Origin of the sequence: Pseudoalteromonas sp. NBT06-2, from assembly GCF_002276045.1 — a bacterium.
In the GTDB taxonomy this organism is placed as follows: domain Bacteria; phylum Pseudomonadota; class Gammaproteobacteria; order Enterobacterales; family Alteromonadaceae; genus Pseudoalteromonas.
This window is the reverse complement of the sequence record NZ_NQMR01000073.1, coordinates 14,826-35,658: the sequence shown is the minus strand read 5'-3', so window position 1 is coordinate 35,658 and position 20,833 is coordinate 14,826. Positions and strand designations below refer to the sequence as shown.

17 protein-coding genes and 2 tRNA genes are annotated in these 20,833 nt (G+C 35.0%); 13 read left to right on the top strand and 6 right to left on the bottom strand.

Features of this window, described 5'->3' with window-relative positions; all coding sequences use genetic code 11:
- Positions 1–189 precede the first annotated feature (189 nt).
- Positions 190–438, bottom strand: coding sequence for a hypothetical protein (locus CJF42_RS14935; protein WP_095367459.1), 249 nt, complete (start codon positions 436–438; stop codon positions 190–192).
- A gap of 972 nt (positions 439–1,410) precedes the next feature.
- On the opposite strand from CJF42_RS14935, the gene CJF42_RS14930 reads away from it, so the two are divergent.
- The 4 genes from CJF42_RS14930 (at position 1,411) to CJF42_RS14915 (ending at position 4,437) form a co-directional block, all read left to right on the top strand.
- Positions 1,411–2,115: a hypothetical protein gene (locus CJF42_RS14930; RefSeq protein WP_095367458.1), complete on the top strand. Its 705-nt coding sequence runs from the start codon at positions 1,411–1,413 to the stop codon at positions 2,113–2,115.
- Positions 2,116–2,402: 287 nt separating this feature from the next.
- Positions 2,403–2,885, top strand: a complete 483-nt coding sequence (locus CJF42_RS14925; protein WP_095367457.1) for a glutathione peroxidase — start codon at positions 2,403–2,405, stop codon at positions 2,883–2,885.
- A 2-nt stretch (positions 2,886–2,887) separates the two neighbouring features.
- On the top strand, positions 2,888–3,322 hold the full coding sequence (locus CJF42_RS14920; protein ID WP_095367456.1) for a MarR family winged helix-turn-helix transcriptional regulator: 435 nt from the start codon (positions 2,888–2,890) through the stop codon (positions 3,320–3,322).
- Between the two features lie 281 nt (positions 3,323–3,603).
- Positions 3,604–4,437: a YggN family protein gene (locus CJF42_RS14915; RefSeq protein WP_095367455.1), complete on the top strand. Its 834-nt coding sequence runs from the start codon at positions 3,604–3,606 to the stop codon at positions 4,435–4,437.
- 119 nt (positions 4,438–4,556) lie between these two features.
- Here the strand turns inward: CJF42_RS14915 and msrQ are convergent, their stop codons facing one another.
- Positions 4,557–5,186 (bottom strand): protein-methionine-sulfoxide reductase heme-binding subunit MsrQ, encoded by a 630-nt coding sequence (gene msrQ, locus CJF42_RS14910; RefSeq protein WP_095367454.1) that lies wholly within the window; start codon positions 5,184–5,186, stop codon positions 4,557–4,559.
- A 208-nt stretch (positions 5,187–5,394) separates the two neighbouring features.
- The gene (gene msrP / locus CJF42_RS14905; protein WP_095367453.1) at positions 5,395–6,399 is read right to left on the bottom strand and encodes a protein-methionine-sulfoxide reductase catalytic subunit MsrP; all 1,005 of its coding nucleotides are present in this window, start codon (positions 6,397–6,399) and stop codon (positions 5,395–5,397) included.
- A gap of 188 nt (positions 6,400–6,587) precedes the next feature.
- On the opposite strand from msrP, the gene CJF42_RS14900 reads away from it, so the two are divergent.
- The 3 genes from CJF42_RS14900 (at position 6,588) to fusA (ending at position 9,387) form a co-directional block, all read left to right on the top strand.
- Positions 6,588–6,678 (top strand) — tRNA-Ser (locus tag CJF42_RS14900).
- A gap of 198 nt (positions 6,679–6,876) precedes the next feature.
- A tRNA-Ser gene (locus CJF42_RS14895) sits at positions 6,877–6,969 on the top strand.
- A gap of 327 nt (positions 6,970–7,296) precedes the next feature.
- Positions 7,297–9,387, top strand: a complete 2,091-nt coding sequence (fusA, locus tag CJF42_RS14890) for an elongation factor G (RefSeq protein WP_095367452.1) — start codon at positions 7,297–7,299, stop codon at positions 9,385–9,387.
- A 203-nt stretch (positions 9,388–9,590) separates the two neighbouring features.
- Here the strand turns inward: fusA and CJF42_RS14885 are convergent, their stop codons facing one another.
- Positions 9,591–9,950: a hypothetical protein gene (locus CJF42_RS14885; protein ID WP_095367451.1), complete on the bottom strand. Its 360-nt coding sequence runs from the start codon at positions 9,948–9,950 to the stop codon at positions 9,591–9,593.
- 180 nt (positions 9,951–10,130) lie between these two features.
- Between CJF42_RS14885 and CJF42_RS14880 the strand changes: the two genes are divergently transcribed.
- The 5 genes from CJF42_RS14880 to CJF42_RS14860 all read left to right on the top strand — a co-directional run bounded on the left by CJF42_RS14880 (position 10,131) and on the right by CJF42_RS14860 (position 14,403).
- Positions 10,131–10,499, top strand: a complete 369-nt coding sequence (locus tag CJF42_RS14880) for a hypothetical protein (protein WP_252097620.1) — start codon at positions 10,131–10,133, stop codon at positions 10,497–10,499.
- 11 nt (positions 10,500–10,510) lie between these two features.
- Entirely contained in the window at positions 10,511–11,899 is a 1,389-nt protein-coding gene (locus CJF42_RS14875; protein WP_095367450.1) for a class II fumarate hydratase, read from the top strand.
- 50 nt (positions 11,900–11,949) lie between these two features.
- Complete coding sequence (locus CJF42_RS14870) at positions 11,950–12,174, top strand: hypothetical protein (protein ID WP_095367449.1); 225 nt, start codon at positions 11,950–11,952, stop codon at positions 12,172–12,174.
- Between the two features lie 9 nt (positions 12,175–12,183).
- A complete protein-coding gene (locus CJF42_RS14865; protein ID WP_095367448.1) occupies positions 12,184–12,576 on the top strand; it encodes a VOC family protein in 393 nt (130 codons plus the stop codon).
- 435 nt (positions 12,577–13,011) lie between these two features.
- Positions 13,012–14,403: a M20/M25/M40 family metallo-hydrolase gene (locus tag CJF42_RS14860; RefSeq protein ID WP_095367447.1), complete on the top strand. Its 1,392-nt coding sequence runs from the start codon at positions 13,012–13,014 to the stop codon at positions 14,401–14,403.
- Positions 14,404–15,019: 616 nt separating this feature from the next.
- Here CJF42_RS14860 and CJF42_RS14855 read toward each other — a convergent pair.
- Entirely contained in the window at positions 15,020–17,932 is a 2,913-nt protein-coding gene (locus CJF42_RS14855; RefSeq protein ID WP_095367446.1) for an insulinase family protein, read from the bottom strand.
- 565 nt (positions 17,933–18,497) lie between these two features.
- Between CJF42_RS14855 and CJF42_RS14850 the strand changes: the two genes are divergently transcribed.
- The gene (locus CJF42_RS14850) at positions 18,498–19,835 is read left to right on the top strand and encodes a KamA family radical SAM protein (RefSeq protein ID WP_095367445.1); all 1,338 of its coding nucleotides are present in this window, start codon (positions 18,498–18,500) and stop codon (positions 19,833–19,835) included.
- A gap of 63 nt (positions 19,836–19,898) precedes the next feature.
- Here CJF42_RS14850 and CJF42_RS14845 read toward each other — a convergent pair whose 3' ends face one another.
- Positions 19,899–20,828 (bottom strand): tetratricopeptide repeat protein, encoded by a 930-nt coding sequence (locus tag CJF42_RS14845; protein ID WP_095367444.1) that lies wholly within the window; start codon positions 20,826–20,828, stop codon positions 19,899–19,901.
- Positions 20,829–20,833: the final 5 nt, after the last annotated feature.

The window sequence follows — 20,833 nt, the reverse complement described above, 5'->3', positions numbered from 1 at the left end:
AATGGAGGTACAATTATAATAATTACATAAAGCAGTAACTTCAACCATTGATGTTAAAATTTTTGTATAACGGGCCTCACTTGGAGTTGAAACAATAAATAAAAGCGTAAAACAAAAAGCTAAAAATAAAAATTTAAAATCTTTCATAACATCACCTATTTATCATAATATTCAAGTTGGTATTAACTATTAAGGAATTGTTTCATCACGATCAGGGTCAGGACTAACAGCATCACTAACCTTATGTTCGTAAATCACTCTATATTGTTCAACACCATCACCTAAATCAATAACGGAGGTACAATTATAATAATTACAGAAAACAGTAACTTCAACCATTGATGTTAAAATTTTTGTATACCGAGCTTCGCTTGGTGTTGAAAAGCTCAACAAAGACATAACACTAATAGTTGATAGTAAAGTATATAAACGATTCATAAAACCACCTTTTATAAAATTTATTTTTATTTTCCTTACAAGTCAAATTCATCTAAAAAGTATGGCTACTTTATAAACGCATAAAATGTATGGAGTTTGTTGTTATTATAAGATTATTTATTGATGATAAATAGCAATTTACTTAGAGACACATACTAAGAAATGCTTTTTAATTACATTGCATATCACATTACTAAAAGTGATAAATGTCTGATGTTTTACTAGATAGTTCAAAATGGATATTTTTATGTTTCGCATTACAATTTCCCTTAAAAATTGATGGGCTAATATTCTGAGCACTTTGCTCACTTCTACCTTACCTAAATAATAAAATTTCCTCCTATCATTATTCTGCCATTAACTAAAACAAAACCGCCAAAAAAACAAACTTATAATTCATAACCTTAGATAAGATAAAACATTTACTAAATAAGCTCAATGTAATCTTAAAAATCATTAGTCGCAGAAAAACCAAACTTTTATACCAATTAAAATAAACAAATTAAGGGTAAGTTAAATTCAATATGATTAAACGCTTGGCATTTCTGCACGCTTGCAAATCTACTTTATAAGAAAGCTAATATGAAGCCCTATAAGCATACTCAATTTTGCATATTTTAATATCAAAATTCAGCCAAAAATCATCAATAAAATGACATTCTTTCACTGTTAATAAAATGGCTAATTTTTACTATAAATTGGCAGGATTTAGATATAAAAAATTCATTAATTATCAAAAAATAGAAAACGCTTTACTGTCGAATAGTTTATAAAAAAAATACTTTTTAATAATTAAGCCGCCTGCAGTGAGGGGAAAGATAATTCAACAACAATTGAATTATTATTAATTAAAACGATTTATATAAAAACGCAACTGCTTAATCAATAATATTGTTAGCCGAATAATAAAAAGGAAAACAATAGATATGATTAATCAGAAAACTGCACCAATATTTATTATTAGGATAAATTATGTTCAAGTTAAAATTTAATGCATTAGCGACATCAACCATATTAACAATAGCTTCAATTAGTTCATTTAACGCGTTTGCAGGAGATGATAATTTTGGAGAAAAAACTAATTGTCGATATGAAATAACAGGATATAAAAATATCTATGCAGGTGCCCCTGAATGTCAAGCTACCTACCAACAAACAACTTGTAAGCCAAAACCAAGAGGCTTTGACCTTATAACAGAAACCATAACAAAAACACTATCAGATGATTATAGAGAATCTACTAAAAAATATGTTTCATTGGGTGAATTAGTTTCTTATTATGAATCTAAAGGAGCTGGACCAAGTATGTGTACTTTACCTGAAAAAACTAGTGAATACATTTCATGTACAGCTACATTAGATTTTCTTGAACAAAGACCTGTAAAAGAATATATTTGTGACTATAAACCGGTTGCTAACTCTAGTGTAAGAGAAGATAATGAACATGTAATTGATGTCGCAATATCTGCCGCCGATTCAGATGGAAGTATTGCCTCTGTAGAGTCTTGGGTAGATGGTGTATACAAAGGCAATGCCCAAAATTATTTTCATTATCATGGCGGAGCAAGTAGTGTCAGTATAAGAGTAAAAGCAATCGATAATCATGGCTATATCTATGACTCTACTGCGACACATAGAATTACAGGTAATGGTGGTTGTAATGGCGAGTATTGTTAAGCTTTACTACGGCTAAAAACTAACACTTTAGATAATAAAGACCAAAAATAAGTCCTTTGGATCTTTATTATCTAGATGCCTCATTACGATTGAGAGACCCTATGGCTGGCGCTCCTTTAGATTACGAATTACATTTTTAACCTATTTAAAAGTATAATAACTTTAATAATCTACAGACCAATTCAATCATGCTATCCAATCTACTGAAACAATCATATAAAAAGTTCACATTGACACTTAAATCGCGCACGATATAATTCAACCCATTTCTACTCAGGAACAAAGTTATGTCTGATTTTTACCAACTTCAAGCAACTAGTTTGCAGCAACACAATATTAATATGAGCGACTATCAAGGCAAGGTCGTTTTAATAGTAAATACTGCAAGCAAGTGTGGATTAACACCACAGTATGAGGGTTTACAAAAACTATATGACCGATATAAAGATCAAGGCTTAGTTATTTTAGGTTTTCCATGTAACCAATTTCGCCAACAAGAGCCTGGTGATGCAACAGAAATCTCACAAGGGTGCTTAATCAATTATGGTGTCGATTTTCAAATGTTTGAAAAAATAGATGTTAACGGTACTAATAGCCATCCTATTTATCAATACCTTAAACCCGCTCTGCCAGGTATTTTTGGTAATAATATAAAATGGAATTTTACTAAGTTTTTAATCAGCCGCGATGGTATGCCAATTAAGCGTTTTGCACCTACAACTAAACCTATAGCGATCGAAAAATTCATTCAGCATGAGTTGGCAAAATAAGTATGACACAAAAAGCCGATCATCAAATTCTTGAAAATCAGTTATGTTTTCCGCTTTATGCGGCGTCTAGATTAGTAACGCGTCTATATCAACCGCTTTTAGAGCAATATAAACTTACCTATACACAATACATAGTATTGATGATCTTATGGCAAAATGATGGCCTTAGCGTAAAGCAAATTGGCAAAAAAGCATTATTAAATAGCAATACATTAACACCCTTATTAAAACGAATGCAGCAAGCACAATTATTAGAGCGAATAAAAAATGAATCTGATGAAAGGCAAATTGATATCAAACTCACAGCAAAAGGGTGGCAATTAAAACAAGGCTTAGCCTGTATACCCCAGCAACTCATCAGTCAAACAGATTACGATACTGAAAAAGCGAAACAACTTAAAACCTTATTAGAGCAACTTATTACGCAATTAAAATAAAGATCGCAGAAGAATAAAAATAAACAGAGGCCGCTGGTTAGACTCCAGACAACAAACAGATCGCCGAAAAAGTTTAGTTTTTTATACTCAAATATAAATTAACTATTAAATTGTTTATTTAACCACTTTTTAGTCTAAACACTAATCAGTTTAATTATCCGTCAACTGAATAAACCACTAACTTATTGTTTTAAATTAAAATAAAAATGTGGCACCGATATTGAAATAGTATATACATCAACGGGAAAGATAATAACTATTTTTATACAGGAAGCCAAAACATGAAAACGTTCACTAAAAAGACATTATCAACACACTCTAAAACGCTTGGTACAGCACTTATTCTCAGTTCAGGTTTATTATCTGGTTCAGCACTTGCTCATAACAATTTAAATAGCATTAATATTTCTTCTGATAGCTGTAATATGGCGTTCCAACATACCGTTCGTATTCAACCTAATACTTTAGAAATACAAACACAAAATGATCACGTGATGCGAATTGAGCAAGATGGTACCTTATATATTAATGATGAAGCTATCAGCCTAAGTTCACAAGAACAACAAACTTTAGAAAATTACGCTGATAACTTACGTCAGCAGTTACCTCAAGTTGCAAATATAGCCCTTGAAGGGGTAAAGATTGCGGGAATCGCAATTGATGAAGTCGGTAATGCATTTGGATTAAATAGCATGGATTCAATGTCAGAATTAATGGAAGAGTTATCAGTTAAAATTCATGACCAATTTTACCAAGACGGTACTTTTGTTATGAGTCAGCAAGGTTTTGATTCAATTGATGATACATTTGGTGAATCGTTCGAAAGTAAAATGGAAGAAGCCATGCAAGCAGCAGTAATGGACTCAATTGGCGGCTTATTAGTGGCACTAGGATCAGAACTGATTGGTTCCGGTGGAGATATGGATGAGTTTGAAAAACGTATGGAAAACATGGGCAAACAAATTGAACAAAAAGTAGCACTGCAAGCTAAAAACCTAGAACAAAAAGCAGAAGCATTTTGTGGTTCGATAGAGCAACTAGCGCTACAAGAAGACCAACTACAAGAGTTTTTACCTGAACTGAAAGCTTATGATTTATTTGCGGTAAATCACTAGCCCCACCAAAGTCAGTCATCAAAATAGCAAAGGCCACATATATGGCCTTTGCTATTTCAAATACAAGACCACATTTACTTCATCTATTTACTCTGGTTTTAAAAGTTCATGAGCATAAGTTATGTAAACCCCCCTCTTAATGAGAAAGTACGTTGCAATTTTTTTCTTCTAAAACTTAATAATATAAACGTAATAAGTAAGTAAATTGCAGGCTCTATCCATCCCGACTTTAAAGACCAATAAAAATGTAAAACAGCAATAGGTACCGTAATATATACTAAATTATGTAAAGACTGCCATCGCTTACCTAATTTACGCCTGATAAACATAGCTGAAGTCACAGATAGGATAAGTAAAACTAACCAAGAAAACATACCTACTGTTATATAAGGACGTTTAACAATTTCACTTAATAACAAGGGCCAATCAAGTTGTAAATCAAAAGTGAAAAAACTCAATAAATGTAAACAAGCATAAAAAAATGCATACAAGCCAACTAGTCGTCTTATTTGCATTAAAGGTATAAATTTAACTTTAGGAGCAAGTGGGCTTATTACTAAACCTAAAATTAATACCTTAAGCGCACTTAAACCAGTGAAGTGAATAATGGCTTGCACCGGATCTGCACCTAGTAGGTCTTGCACCGCCAAATAAAAGACCCAAACAGCTGGAGTAAATAAAATACAATGCAATGCAGTTTTTAATAATATGATTTTATCTTTGGTTTTAAGTTTGACTTGTAATTTCAAGCATTCACCTCTTATAGATCTGATTCACATTTCTATTGTGGCCACTAAGTGGCAAAAAAATTAAATTACCTCCAGCAGAACTGGGGGGTATATCAATATTTAATTATAAAAATCTAAACTAACAAACCAAACTCAGATTTAACGAAAAAGACCAAGTATTTCCTGTTATCACGTAGTGGTCTTTATAAAGATGTATAGCAGATTTATTTTAGAAATATTTTTTAAGATCCATGTCTTTATATAAATATGCAACTTCATCACCATAACCATTGAAAGGTAAAGTGGCAATGCGATTTCGATCAAATAAACCACCGCTGGTTATACGCCTTTCAGATGCCTGACTCCACCTAGGATGAGATACACTAGGATTTACATTTGCGTAAAAACCATACTCCTGAGGTGCAAGTTTATTCCAACTAGTCGGTGGTTGATGTTTAACTAATTTAATAGATACAATCGACTTAATACTTTTAAAACCATATTTCCAAGGTACAACTAAACGAATTGGTGCGCCATTTTGTGGTGGTAAAGTTTTTCCATATAAACCCACAGCTAAAAAGCTTAATGGATTCATAGCCTCATCTATTCTTAATCCTTCTACATAGGGATAATTAATACCGCCAAACCGCCTACGTTGCCCAGGCATTTGATCTTTATCATGTAAAGTTTCAAAAGCGACATATTTTGCATCAGAAGTTGGATCTGCTTGCTGTATTAGTTTCGCTAATGAAAACCCCAACCAAGGTATGACCATAGACCAAGCTTCAACACAGCGCAGCCGATAAATACGTTCCTCTAAGGCAAGGTGTTTATATAAGTCATCATAATTCAACGCAAAAGGTTTATTCACTTCACCATGGATCTTTAGCTGCCAAGGTTTTACTTGCAAGTGTTGTGCATTTTCAACGGGATCTGACTTTTTTGTACCAAACTCATAAAAATTATTATGAGAAATCACTTTAGTTTCAGGAGTACGCTTTTGTTCATCGAGTATTGCAGCTTTATAATCAAGTGGTCGTGTTTTAAATAAAGGTTTCGCTTCTCTTGTAAATAAGCTAAACAAGTTGGTATTTGCCACTGTAGAACTTGTAAATAAGCCACCAGCACCAACAAATCCCATTTTTTTGATCACATCTCTGCGTTGATGATAAATCGATTCATCAGTCACTTGTGCTTCAGTTAAGTGATTTTTACCTTTATTTTTTATTAGCATTTTTACTTCCAACTAAAAACTCTCTAATAATTAGAACTAAATTTTCATTAAAAACATTCAAATAAATACAAAAAAGGTTAATAATTAATAAAATTTTAATTAAATTCACTATTTTGAGTGATTTTTAGGCAAACAGAACAATAAAGTATTTACACGGGCATATCAGCTAAGTATTATCTCACCCCAACGGAGAGATGGCAGAGTGGTCGAATGCACCGGTCTTGAAAACCGGCATGGGTTTATAGCCCATCTAGGGTTCAAATCCCTATCTCTCCGCCATTTAAAACTTGGTTGAAAAATAAAAATGTTAAGTCTAGCTTTACAGGCTAATATACTAAGGTATATACCTCTATTATTCACCATTTTCTTTTGCTAGGTTATCAATATAATTTAGATTTAATTCACTCCTTTATCTAAATAATTTCCTTTCAAAAGCTAGAACATTTATGTTCATTTAATACGTTAAAATTAAGCGTCGGAGAGGTGGCCGAGTGGCCGAAGGCGCTCCCCTGCTAAGGGAGTATAGGGTTTGTAGCTCTATCGAGGGTTCGAATCCCTCCTTCTCCGCCATTTAATTCTTAATTGAAGGCCTCTACGAGGTCTTTTTTTGTTTGTGCTATATTATTTCACACTTCCTATTTTATTTTTATTTATTGATTAAATATCAATAACTAAGACATAAAACCCGTTAAATTCCAAACCGCTTTTTCATTGTTTTTTTCACAAAATCATCTATTTGTATCATTTTTGTTCGTTGTTTTTTTAACTTCTATTCCCATCTAGTTCACATTACCTTATAATAGCGCCCCAAATATCGAGTCCAAGCGAAAGAATTTTTAATTTCGTTTATAATAAGGCTCCAGAATTCATTTTGAATGCAACTTTAAGAGTAAAACAATGGCAGATTTATCAAAGTACAGAAATATTGGTATCTTCGCTCACGTTGATGCTGGTAAAACAACGACAACTGAACGAATCTTGAAACTTACTGGTCAGATCCACAAAACTGGTGAAGTACATGATGGTGAGTCTACTACTGACTTCATGGAACAGGAAGCTGAGCGCGGTATTACTATCCAGTCTGCTGCTGTTACTTGTTTTTGGAAAGATCACCGTTTTAACGTTATCGATACTCCTGGACACGTTGACTTCACTGTAGAAGTTTACCGTTCACTTAAAGTATTAGATGGCGGTGTAGGTGTTTTCTGTGGTTCTGGTGGTGTTGAGCCTCAATCAGAAACTAACTGGCGTTATGCGAATGAATCAGAAGTTGCACGTATTATCTTCGTAAATAAATTAGACCGTATGGGTGCTGATTTTTACCGCGTTGTTAAACAAACTCAAGACGTACTAGCTGCTAACCCACTAGTTATGGTTTTACCAATCGGTATCGAAGAGGATTTCGTTGGTGTTGTTGACCTTCTTACGCGTAAAGCATACATTTGGGATGACACGGGTCTTCCTGAAAACTACGAAATCACTGACATTCCTGCGGACATGCTTGACAAAGTAGAAGAGTACCGTGAAATGTTACTTGATACTGCTCTTGAGCAAGATGATGATTTATTAGAAGCTTACATGGAAGGTGAAGAACCTTCACTAGAAGAAATCAAACGTTGTATCCGTAAAGGTACACGTACGATGGACTTCTTCCCAACTTACTGTGGTTCTGCATTTAAAAATAAAGGTATTCAATTAATCCTTGATGCTGTTGTTGATTACCTACCTTCACCTACGGATGTTGATCCACAACCTCTTACAGATGAAGAGGGCGAGCCTACTGGTAAATTCGCTCTTGTATCTAATGATGAAACATTTAAAGCATTAGCTTTTAAAATTTCTGATGACCGTTTTGGAGCTCTTACTTTCGTTCGTATCTATTCAGGTACATTGAATAAAGGCGATACAATCCTTAATGCTGCTACAGGTAAAACTGAGCGTATCGGTCGTATGTGTGAAATGCAAGCTGATGATCGTAATGAACTTACTTCAGCACAAGCCGGTGATATCATCGCGATTGTTGGTATGAAGAGTAACGTTCAAACAGGTCACACATTATGTGATCCTAAAGATCCAATCATCCTAGAAGCGATGGTTTTCCCTGAACCAGTAATCTCTATCTCTGTTAAGCCTAAAGATAAAGGTTCAACTGAGAAAATGGGTATTGCTATCGGTAAAATGGTTGCTGAAGATCCAACTTTCCGCGTTGAGACTGATGACGATTCAGGTGAAACAATCCTTTCTGGTATGGGTGAACTTCACTTAGATATCAAAGTTGATATCCTTAAACGTACTTACGGCGTTGAACTTGAAGTAGGTCAGCCACAGGTTGCTTACCGTGAAACTATCACGACTGCAATCGAAGATTCTTACACGCATAAGAAACAATCTGGTGGTTCTGGTCAATTCGGTAAAATCGATTACCGTATTAAGCCTGGTGAACCAGGTTCAGGTTTCGTGTTTACTTCATCTGTTGTGGGCGGTAACGTTCCTAAGGAATTCTTCCCAGCAGTAGAGAAAGGCTTCAAAGTAATGATGGACGAAGGTGTTCTTGCTGGCTTCCCTGTACTTGACGTTGAAATCGAATTATACGACGGTGGTTTCCATGCAGTTGATTCATCTGCTGTTGCTTTCGAAATCGCAGCTAAAGGCGCTTTCCGTCAGTCTATCCCTAAAGCGGGTGCACAGCTAATCGAACCTATCATGAAAGTTGACGTTTTCACGCCAGACGATCATGTTGGTGACGTAATCGGTGACCTTAACCGTCGTCGTGGTATGATTGCTGGTCAAGACGCTGGTGCAACTGGTGTTCGCATTAAAGCTGATGTGCCTCTTTCAGAAATGTTTGGCTACATCGGCTCTTTACGTACTATGACTTCAGGCCGTGGTCAGTTCTCTATGGAGTTTGGGCATTACATGCCTTGCCCTAACAGCGTTTCTGAAAAAGTAATTGCTGACGTAAAAGCTGCTAAAGCTGCTAAAAAATAATTAGTTTAAATTAACCTGTTTATTCAGATTAAATATAACTAAGTAAATAACCCCTGTTGTGAAAATAACCGGGGTTTTTTAATGCCTGTATACTTTTCCTTACAACCAACCTTAACTAAACAGCCTTAATTGAAAAGTAACTTCTTATGCTAAAGCTGAAAAAACTTAACATGACAATTTTTTGAAGAGAAAAGTTGTGATTATTATGACGCAGAACCGATTCGTTTTTTATCATTGTACTTTATAGCGCACAGGCATAAACCCCCATTTAAAGCGGGGCATTGTTTACAAGGAGAGTTTTTAAGCGGTTTGAGTGCAAAACTCATATTACTTGGTTTAGGCTCAATTTTACGAATAACTTGAACATCCGCTGATAACTCATTGTCCTCTAAAGCTTGAGCAACCATTTCTTTTGCTAGTATCTTTATATCTAATGCAGATAACGCCATAAGCTTACGGCTATGCCCCCTCCCTCCTTTAAGTGATTTTTTCAGTTCAGATTTAATCGCTTTTTTTAATAATTTATACTGCTTCTTTAACGCTATATCAGTTGTTTCGGTCATCATATTTACTAACGAATATATTCACACCTATCATTTTAAATAAAAATAATTCTCAGTCAACGAAGATCAAAAGTATATCTACATTTTTATTGCGTTCACTCTTTTCTATTAATAAATTACTTGCCTAAAAACCACATAACTGCAATGATAACAATTATCATTACATTTATGTGATTTAATATGAATAGTGCACAAGCGACCGTTTTTTATAATCAACAAGTGAAAATGCTCAATCGCTGTCGAAGCATGCACAGTGCTTATGTTGTTGCGCAATTTATTGATGCAAGCTTAACTTTATCTCGGTGCTATTCAAAAGAAAATTGTATTTTGCTACAAGAATTATTTCTACGACGAACTTATCACGACCTCATAAATAAAATATGTGACCCATTGCAATCCGAGTGCATGAGAAAGCAATGCTTAGACCAGCTCTATAAACCATTATTAGCATTAAAACGGTTTTATAGACAATATGACTCAAGCCAAAAAAAATACTATGCGCTTGAACGTGAATTACGTGTTTTAAGCCATGAGTTTAATCCTTATTAGAGTAGATCATTATGAAAAACACCAGAATTGAAAAAGATAGCATGGGCGAACTAGAAGTCCCTAAAAATGCGTTGTATCAAGCACAAACACAAAGAGCAATAAATAACTTTCCTGTAAGTGGTTTAACTATGCCAGCAAGTTTTATACAAGCTCTGGCATATATTAAATATGCAGCAGCACAAACCAATGCTGAACTAGGATATTTAGATTGTGAACGTGCAATTGCAATAGAAAAAGCTTGCGAACAACTTATTGATGGCAAACATTTAGACCAATTTCCCATAGACGTTTTTCAAACGGGTTCAGGTACTAGCTCAAATATGAATGCTAATGAAGTTATTGCCAGCTTAGCAAGCCAGCAAGCTAATTTAGACATTAGTCCTAATGATCATATCAATATGGGACAAAGCTCAAACGATGTTATTCCTAGCGCAATACAAATTAGTACTGCCATTACAGCTTATTTTAATTTATTACCTGCAATTGAACATTTAACACAAGCACTAGATAAAAAATCAGCTGAAATTGGTCATATTGTAAAAATGGGTCGCACTCACTTAATGGATGCGATGCCTGTCACATTTTCCCAAACATTAGCCGCATGGAAAAGTCAAATTAAAAATGCAAAACTTGGCATAATGCAATCACTTGAGCAGGTAACTTCTCTCGCACAAGGTGGTACCGCTGTTGGTACAGGTATTAATGCCGATGCACAATTTGCAGGGAAATTTTCATCCAACTTGAGTGCTGCTGCAGGCATAAGTTTTAAACCTAGTAGTAACTTTTTTTATAATATCGGCTCTCAAGACGTCATAGTAACATTGTCTGGTCATTTAAAAGTATTATCAATTGCCTATATGAAAATGGCCAATGATCTACGCTGGATGAATTCAGGCCCATTAGCAGGGCTAGGTGAAATAGAGCTTGAAGCACTGCAGCCAGGTTCATCTATTATGCCTGGGAAAGTAAACCCTGTAATACCCGAAGCAACAGCTATGGTAAGTGCTCAAGTTATTGGCAATGATGCAACCATAACAGTAGCTGGTCAATCAGGTAATTTTGAATTAAATGTAATGTTACCTGTTGTTGCATACAACATATTACAAAGCATAGACTTACTCAGTAATATAAGTTATTTGATGGCCGACAAAGCCATTGCAACGTTTGTAGTAAAAGAAGATCATATTAATGAAGCGCTTACTAAAAATCCAATATTAGTAACAGCTTTAAACCCTGTCATTGGTTATTTAAAAGCCGCCGCAATAGCAAAAAAAGCCTATCAACTTGGCCAACCGATTATTGATATTGCGGAACAAGAAACTGATCTATCGAGAGATGAATTATTAAAATTATTAGACCCTCAAAAGCTAACAAAAGGTGGCATTAGTAATACAGAATAATAATAATTAACTATACTTAAAGCAATTACCTTGATAGTGAGCGTTGCTTTATGAAAGTTCAGATTTTAGTAACACAAAATGATTTTTGCATTCAAAATCTTGAATGTGAATTTCAGAGTGTTGGTGTCAATTATCAAATTGACTACATTGAAGATCATCCTGAGTTGGTGAGTGAAAACAATATTCGTCACTCTCCTAATATCTTTGTAGATGGTAAATTAATATTTAGACACCAACCTACAACTTCAGAACTACAAGTCTACTTTTGTAGCTGATTGAGATAGATGGCACATCTCACCCATATCGCTTTACATGTTAAAGACGTCGATGCCTGCGTTCTTTTCTATAAAAATTATGCAGGTTTGAAGCTTGTTAGAGATCGCCATGTTCATGGTAAACATATTATTTGGTTAGCTGAATCCGGTAAAGAATCTCAATTTATTTTTGTACTTTTACCCGGCGGGCCTGGCCACCAGCAATCACAAAACGATTTTTCACATTTTGGTTTTGCTTTATCCAGTAAAGAAAACGTAGATAAAGTTGCCATTAAAGCAAAAGAGGATGGCATATTATTATGGCCACCTAAGCAAGAGCCCTTCCCTGTGGGATACTATTGTGGAGTATTAGACCCAGATGGTAACCGTGTAGAGTTTAGTTATGGCCAACCTTTAGGCTAAATATCCAAAGCATCATTGCTACCAATAATACCTTATAAAAATTTATTCCAAAAGCAAACTAAATAAAAGCAGAGTTATCGCCTCTGATGTTTGACCTGATTCATAATAAGCTCGCGCTAAATACTTTGCCTGAAATCATGTTGTGATTTTTTCATCCGTTATAACAATGACCACTTGATAATTTTTTCGTTCCAAATAAATACGCATGATAGAGTAGCTACCTCAGTGTATTCAATTTTTGGTTACATGCTGATATCTAAGTTTTTTAACTCTGTCGGAGAAATAACGCCATTACAAAACCTTAATTCGTATGCTATCCGATAAGCCGTAAATTTATTGCGCCAATTATATTTGGTAACTTATCCCATCACGCTTTACCCCTTAGTCTCTTTAATGCTTAAATACTGCTTTCTTTAAAAGGCGCGCTTTGAAACCATGAAAAAATTACTCTGTACATTAGCTCTCAGTGGCTTAACTTTTATCAACTCAGTTACAGCTCAAGAATTTACTCTAAAACAAATCGAACAAGTTTCAAAAATTCGTACTAATGCACTAAACAGTGATTTAGCCTATGACATATTGAGCTCACTCACCACTGAAGTAGGCCCTAGGTTACCAGGTACGACAAATGATGCTTTAGCAGTGCAATGGGCACAAGATAAATTTAAAGAACTCGGTTATGACAAAGTTTGGATTGAGCCTGCCACTTTCCCTTCATGGCGCCGCTATAGTGAATCAGGCACTATTATCGCACCGTCTCAACAACCATTACATTTAACGGCCTTAGGTGGCAGTGTAAGCACGCCAGAAGAAGGGATCACAGCTGAAGTTATCCAATTTGAAACGTTAGATGAACTTATCGCAGCGCCTGAAAATGCTGCAAAAGGTAAGATTGTATTTATTAACTATAAAATGAATCGTCATATTGATGGTAATGGGTATGGACCTGCAACCCGCGCACGTCGTACAGGTGCTATTGAAGCAGCTAAAAAAGGCGCAGTTGCCTTTATTATGCGCTCGGTAAGTACATCACATCATAGATTTGCGCATACAGGAGCAAGCCAATATAAAGACGGCGTTAAACCAATCGTAAAAGTCGCTATTCCTAATCCAGATGCAGATCAGATCTCTCGTTTAACAACTTTGAATAAAACAATTAAGATTAATATTAAAGTTCAAACTAAAGACTTAGGTGAAGGTAAAAGTTTTAATGTTATTGGCCAAATCAATGGCACTCAAAACCCTGAACAATATGTATTAATTGGTGGTCATTTAGATTCTTGGGATCTGGGAACAGGTGCATTAGATGATGGTGCTGGCGTTGCTTTAACGATGGCTGCAGCAAAGTTCATTGCCGATGTAAAACGCCCTAAACGCAGTGTACGTGTTGTTTTATTTGCCGCTGAAGAGTTAGGTTTATGGGGTGCAAAAGCCTATGCTAAAGCACATGCAACAAATAAACATAATATCGTAGCTGCTGCTGAATCTGACTTTGGTGCAGACTTTATTTATGGTTTTCAATCAAGTGTTGAGGCAAGTTCATTACCAATAGTAAGAGCAATAGCTAAACAGTTATTACCATTAAATATTGCATATATTGGTGCAAATAGATCATCAAGTGGTCCTGATTTAATTCCATTGCGTAACTTAGGAGGACTGCCAGGTTTTTCGCTTCATACGGATGGTACTGATTATTTCGATTATCATCACACTGCTGATGATACTTTAGATAAAGTTGATCCTAAAAAGATACAGCAAAATGCTGCAGCATACGCGGTATTTGCATTTATGGCAGCCGATGCTAAAAAAACAATTAAAGGTAAATAAGCTTTATTGTTATACCAATTATATTAAGTTAGTGATCAAGTTTAAATTAGGGTAAATTTTCAAGAATAAGGCGCTTGATTGAGCAATAGCTGGCTATTTAGATTGAAAGCAACGCAACTATTGTATATTTAAACCAATGAACTACCCCGCGCCAAGGCTTTTCGCTTAGGCTCAAATTCGCTACGCTAAGAGGGGTATCTTAATTTCTCAATGGTTAAAACTCTTACGCCGCAAGCAGCGAGGAATTAAACAGGATTTAGGTAAGGCATTAATTGAAGATAATGGTTGTTCCCTTATCAAAATTAATAACGCAGCATAAACCCTATTTAAACTCACCGAGACGGAGCTTCTGAGCAAAGCCACTTCATCGTTGCTTTGAAAGATGCCTATATTTCTGCATCAACACGCCTTCAATTGGGCTAGCCCAAATAGCTCTGAAACATGCATTTTGAAGTGACATGGGTATATAATATCAATAACGTAAATGGGGCTTCAGCCCTGTAAAGTGAAAAAAGCCGAAACGAGGTATCTCGCTTCGGCATTTTTATAATGAAGATTGTTCAATTAAGATTAAAGACTTGCCATTTAGTGGCTCTACTAGAAATGCATAGCAATTCTAGAATCTTACACTGGTTTTTAATTGCTCAACAAAACATGGATTTTCTCTACAAACATTTGCATCTTTTTGTGCCGCTTTATAATCATCATCAACACGATGTGCCTTTCCAAAACTGCGCACTATAATCGGTTTTATTCTCGCCATCAATTTTCTATAAAAATCTTTAATATCATCTTGCGTCAATTTTTCAATGACCGTAATCAACTGTTTATCACTATCAAAATTAAATTCTTTAGCATTGATCTCTGCCCAATAGTAAGAAGTACGCTCATTTAAATTTTTATCTTTCGCTTTTAAGTCTTTAATTAGCCCTTCTTTATAATCTATGAATTGTACTTGTGTCATTTGGCTAAGCTGCTCATCAAAACCTGTTAGGAATTGAGAGATACGGCGCTCTAACTCAACAGGTCCTGCTTTTGGTGATTGTACTAAAAAGAATAACCCCGGTAAGTCTTCTAACATACGAGAACGCCCAGCAACGATATAACCTAACTGCTGCTCTGTACGAATAGCTTTATAAAAAGGTGCATTAATTACACGACCGATTAAAGCAAAATGTGCCCGGCTATTAAGTGACGAGTCATCATTTACATAACTGAGTATTAATGATGAATCATTATGATCAACATCTAGCTCTCTGACTAAAGTCTCATCACTATTATTCAGCTTAACCACTTTATCTGCACGTACCTTAGCTTTAGAGCCTGTTAAATTTAAGGCATAAAGGTTACTAGCAATTAACATTGACTCTTTCTTGGTCATATTTCCATGCACCAAAGCCTCAATTTCAATTTTACGATGAAAAGCTTCAATATAAGATTTAAGCTCTGCAATTGTGACTAATTCTAGTGCTTTAGCCAATTTACTAGGCGCATATACTTTTGTACGTTGAACTTGAGATAGCGCAGCTAAACTTTGTGAATAAGGACGATCAAACTTAGCATTATTCCAACTACGAATTAATCGAGCCTTATGTAATTCAAAAGCCGCAGGGTCTATTGTTAGGTTTCTAATACGCTTATTGATTGTGACTAATAACTCAACTTGTTTTTCATCATAACCATTGACACCAAATCCCATGCCACGATTTGTTGACCATAAATTATAATTTAATCCTGCTTGCTTTGCCGGATAACCAAATTCATTAAGGCTATCTTTTAATAAAGCATTATATAAGGTATTTTTGGCTCTAGATGCTGCATCTCTACCTGCTTCATCTGAGTAAATTTGGATATTCACAGATGCTTTTGGAATTTTAAATTCAGTATCTTGTTTATGCCAAAGTTTAAAGCCCGGTTTTTCGAAGGTAATTTCTGGATTTACTGCACTTGATGTAATCGTTTTTAACTTTAAGTTTTTAGCGATAAACGGATTTTCTTTTGGTAACTTAAGCGCTTCAATGGCTTTTGGATTTTGATACTTCTCCAGTTCGTCTTCATTAAGCTTAGCCATCAAATAAGGGGCATTATATTCAGCTTGGATTTTATCGGTTTTAAGGCCTTTAGCAACTCGAGTTTGACGCATATTTTTCGGCGTTAATAAATCTAAATACTCTTTTATAACCTCAACTGAAAATTCTTGATAAATATACCCTGCACTTAGAACATGCTCTGGTGAGTAATATTGCAATTGTCCTGACAAATTTTGCACCGTATTAGCTGCTGAGTGTTTTTCTTGAAACTTAAAACCAGTATCTGCAACAGCTTTTAATTCATCAAAATAAACAGAGGTAAGACCTTTTGATGCTATTAGTTGTAAATAGGCAAATGTTGCTTCTGTTATCTGTTGATAATCAGTTAACCCTTTTTTAGTTAAATTCATGCTAATCGAAAATAGCTCAAAATCATCTGGGCCATAGTGATAAACACCTAAAGATTCAATTAGGCCTTGCTGTTTTAAATAGCTAAATAAACTGCCCTCACCTTCATTACCTACTATATTGCTAATGAAAGTAAGTGGTTTTTCTTTATAGTGAGTTAATGAGTTTGGTACAGGAAAGTTAAGCGTTAAAGTACGCACATCTTTTATAGGTTCAATATCAATGCGAACACCAAGCTGCTCATTTAGAAAAGGTTTAATATTTACAGGTTTAGATATAGTGCCATTTGTAGGCACTGCTGAAAACTTTTCTCTCACCCATGATTCTAAAGTGTCTAAATTCTCTTTACCTACAACCGATAATGCCATTCGGCTGGCTGAGTAATAGTGTTTATAATGTGCTTTTAAATCATCAACCAGCTTTGTGTTTTCATTATCCATCAAAGTATCTAAATTACCTACCGAAAACTGACTGGCAGGGTGTGCTTGATTAGAAGTTTCTTTACGTACTTCTCTAATACGGCGAGCATCATCTTTTATCTTCATTTGATATTCAGAGTGTACCGCGTTTTTTTCACGTTCGACATATTCAGGATCTAAAGTGGGAGAAATAAAAAATTGTGCAAATCGGTCTAAGGCTTCATTTAATGAACCTTGATTCACTTCAAAAAAATAATTGGTATGCTCCTGGCCTGTACCTGCATTTGACCAACCACCATTGGCTTTTAAGTATTCGTCATAACCACCTACTTTAGGATATTTTTTAGTACCTAAAAATAACATATGCTCTAAAAAGTGAGATAATCCATGCCTATCAATTGGATCACTCATATGGCCAATATGCACATCTAAAGAAGCAGCTGCTTTATCAGCCTTTATATCCGATACTAAAACGACTTTTAGACCATTATCTAATTTAATATAGCGATAATCTCTTTGATCGTTTTGACTTTTAATAATTGAATTTGATTGCATAATGCCTTGTTGTGATTGAGAGTTTATATTTGAATGGGTAGAACAAGCAGTTAAAGTACTCACTCCCAATGTTGCAGCTAAACACAATACAACCAATTTAATCTTATGCTGCTTCATTAACTTCCTCGATAAAATAAAATGCATTTAAATATTCAGTCCGAAACTGATTATTTTAAAATATAAGCCAGTAGATATGATTTTCAGATACCTGTTTTGAATATACCCATGATACCTCAAAATGCGTGATTTCAGCGAGAATTAAACCGGATTTAGATAAGACATTAATTGAAGATAATAGTTGTTCCCTTTTCAAATTAATAACGCAGCATAAACCCTGTTTAAACTCGCCGAGACGGTGCTTCTGAGCAAACCCTTAATCATTGTTTTGGTCGCCTACATTCCTGCATCAACACGCCTTGAATTGAGCTCGCTCAGATAGCTCTAAAACATGCATTTTGAAGTAACATAGGTATAAATGGTAAACTCGCCATAAATTAGCAAACAAATGACTGCTAAGAAACAGCCTATTTGCTTTCGCTTACAATTAGCATCTAAATTACCTAACTTTACATCAACTTAATCAATAAAATTAAAGGTTAGTATAAAATTCATTCAAAAAAGGTGAAGCCATTACCGATTATTGTTATCATGGCCGACTTTTTATCGGGCGATATAGAATTATATGAATCAAGTAGTACAAATCCAAGGTGTAGAGGCTTATCAATCTCCTCGTTTTCAAGTTTATCAACATAGACAAATCGATAAAATCGAAGCGCTTTCACAGCTGCCTAAACACCTTAGATTTGAAATGCGCGTTGTTGCTAGTGTTTTTCCTTTTAGGGTGAATAACTTTGTTATTGACGAACTAATAGATTGGCATAACGTACCTAACGATCCTGTCTTTCAATTAACATTCCCTCAACGCGGTATGTTAGATGATGAGTCATATGACTTAATGGCTGCATTACTAAGAGCAGAGCCTAGTGCCGATCAAGTATTAGAATTAGCACAACAAATTAGAACGAAATTAAATCCACACCCTGCGGGTCAAATGGATAAAAATGTACCCGAACTTGACGGTGAAACCGTTAATGGTATGCAGCACAAATACAAAGAAACGGTTTTATTTTTCCCATCTCAAGGTCAATATTGTCATGCATATTGTACTTTCTGTTTCCGTTGGGCACAGTTTGTAGGTAAAGCGACACGTTTTAATAATCACGATGCCGATGAATTACACCGTTATTTAAAAGAACATACTGAAGTAACTGATTTATTAATGACTGGTGGCGACCCTATGGTAATGCGTACTGGTAAAGTTCGAGGTTACCTAGAAGAGCTTAAAAAGCCAGAGTTTGATCATATTCGTACTATTCGAATAGGCACTAAGTCTTTAACTTTCTGGCCACATAGATATGTAACTGATCCTGATGCAGATGATTTATTAGCACTAATTAAAGAGTTAGTTGATGCGGGTAAACATGTTTCTTTTATGGCACATATCAATCATATTCAAGAATTAAGATCTCCAGTTACTCTCGAAGCAATAAAACGTATTCGTGCTACTGGCGCACAAATACGTACTCAGGCACCTTTATTAAATAACATTAATACAGATCCTAATATGTGGTCTGAAATGTGGAAGTTGCAAACTCAATTAGGCATGATCCCTTATTACATGTTCATTGAACGTGATACTGGTGCTAAGCGCTACTTTGAATTACCACTTTATAAAACATGGGAAATCTTCCGTGATGCATATCAGAATGTTTCTGGTGTAAGTCGAACGGTACGTGGTCCATCAATGAGTGCGGGTCCAGGTAAAGTAGAAGTATCTGGCGTAACTGAAATCATGGATGAAAAAGTATTTGTTTTACGTTTTATTCAAGCACGTAATCCAGACTGGGTTCAGCGTCCATTTTTTGCTAAATATGATGAAAAAGCGACTTGGTTAGACGGCTTAAAACCTGCTTTTGGCGAAGAAAAATTCTTCTGGGAAGATGAATATAACACTATGTAGTCTAGCGATATACCCAATACTAAGAAAGGCTAAATAGATTCAGCCTTTTTATAAACTAAGCCTTTACAGCTTACATGTTATTTCTTTTTTACAAAGTTGTTGATATTCAAATTCAGCGGTTTTATTACCTAATTTTATTGCCTCACTAAACCAGTGTAACGCCTGAGCATTATCAATTTTAGACCCTTCACCATCTCTATACATTTGTGCCAAGTTTATTTGCGCCCATGCATCACCTTGTTCGGCAGCTTGCTTAAATAACGACAAAGCCTCAACAAAGTCATTATTTCGATAACTTCTAATACCTTCTTGGTTTATTGCCGTTGGGTTATAACCTTTGTAAAGCTTCTCTGGCATGGTTGGACGCACAGCAACACCACCAAACAACGTATAATTAAACGGTCTTAATATCCGATAAACAATTTCCTCTTTATAAAGAGCGTTTAATTCAGCTAGTGTTATAAACTGACTTTTTGATGAGAAAAAATCATCAAAAACTAAAGTATCTAAACGTATCGCTTTTATTAAATCTCGCTTTCGAGAGTAAATATAATTACTTATCACAATTTCAATCGCATCTTTATTTGCGGATATCACTTTAGCAATTACAAATTCTGATCTTTGGCTTTGTACTTTATTAAATCGGTTATTATCTATTAAATAAAAATCATATTTTTGAGGGAGCTTTAATATATCCATCTCCTTTGCAATATCTTCATGATAATCTTGCCAAAAATACAATGCGATAAATAATACGATGATAATGCCTATAAATTTATTAAAAATACTGAGCAGGCTTGTACGACTTAAAGGCGCTTCGACAGAGGATTTACAGACTTTACATTGTGTTTGATAGTGAGTATAAAATGGAAAAAGAGGTATAAAAGAAAGTTTTACATATTTAAGTTCTGCGTATTCTACTACGTTTTCACCACAACAGGTTTGTGCTCGTGGTGTTTCAATTACTTGCTTGTCGACATCCATAAAAAACATACTGC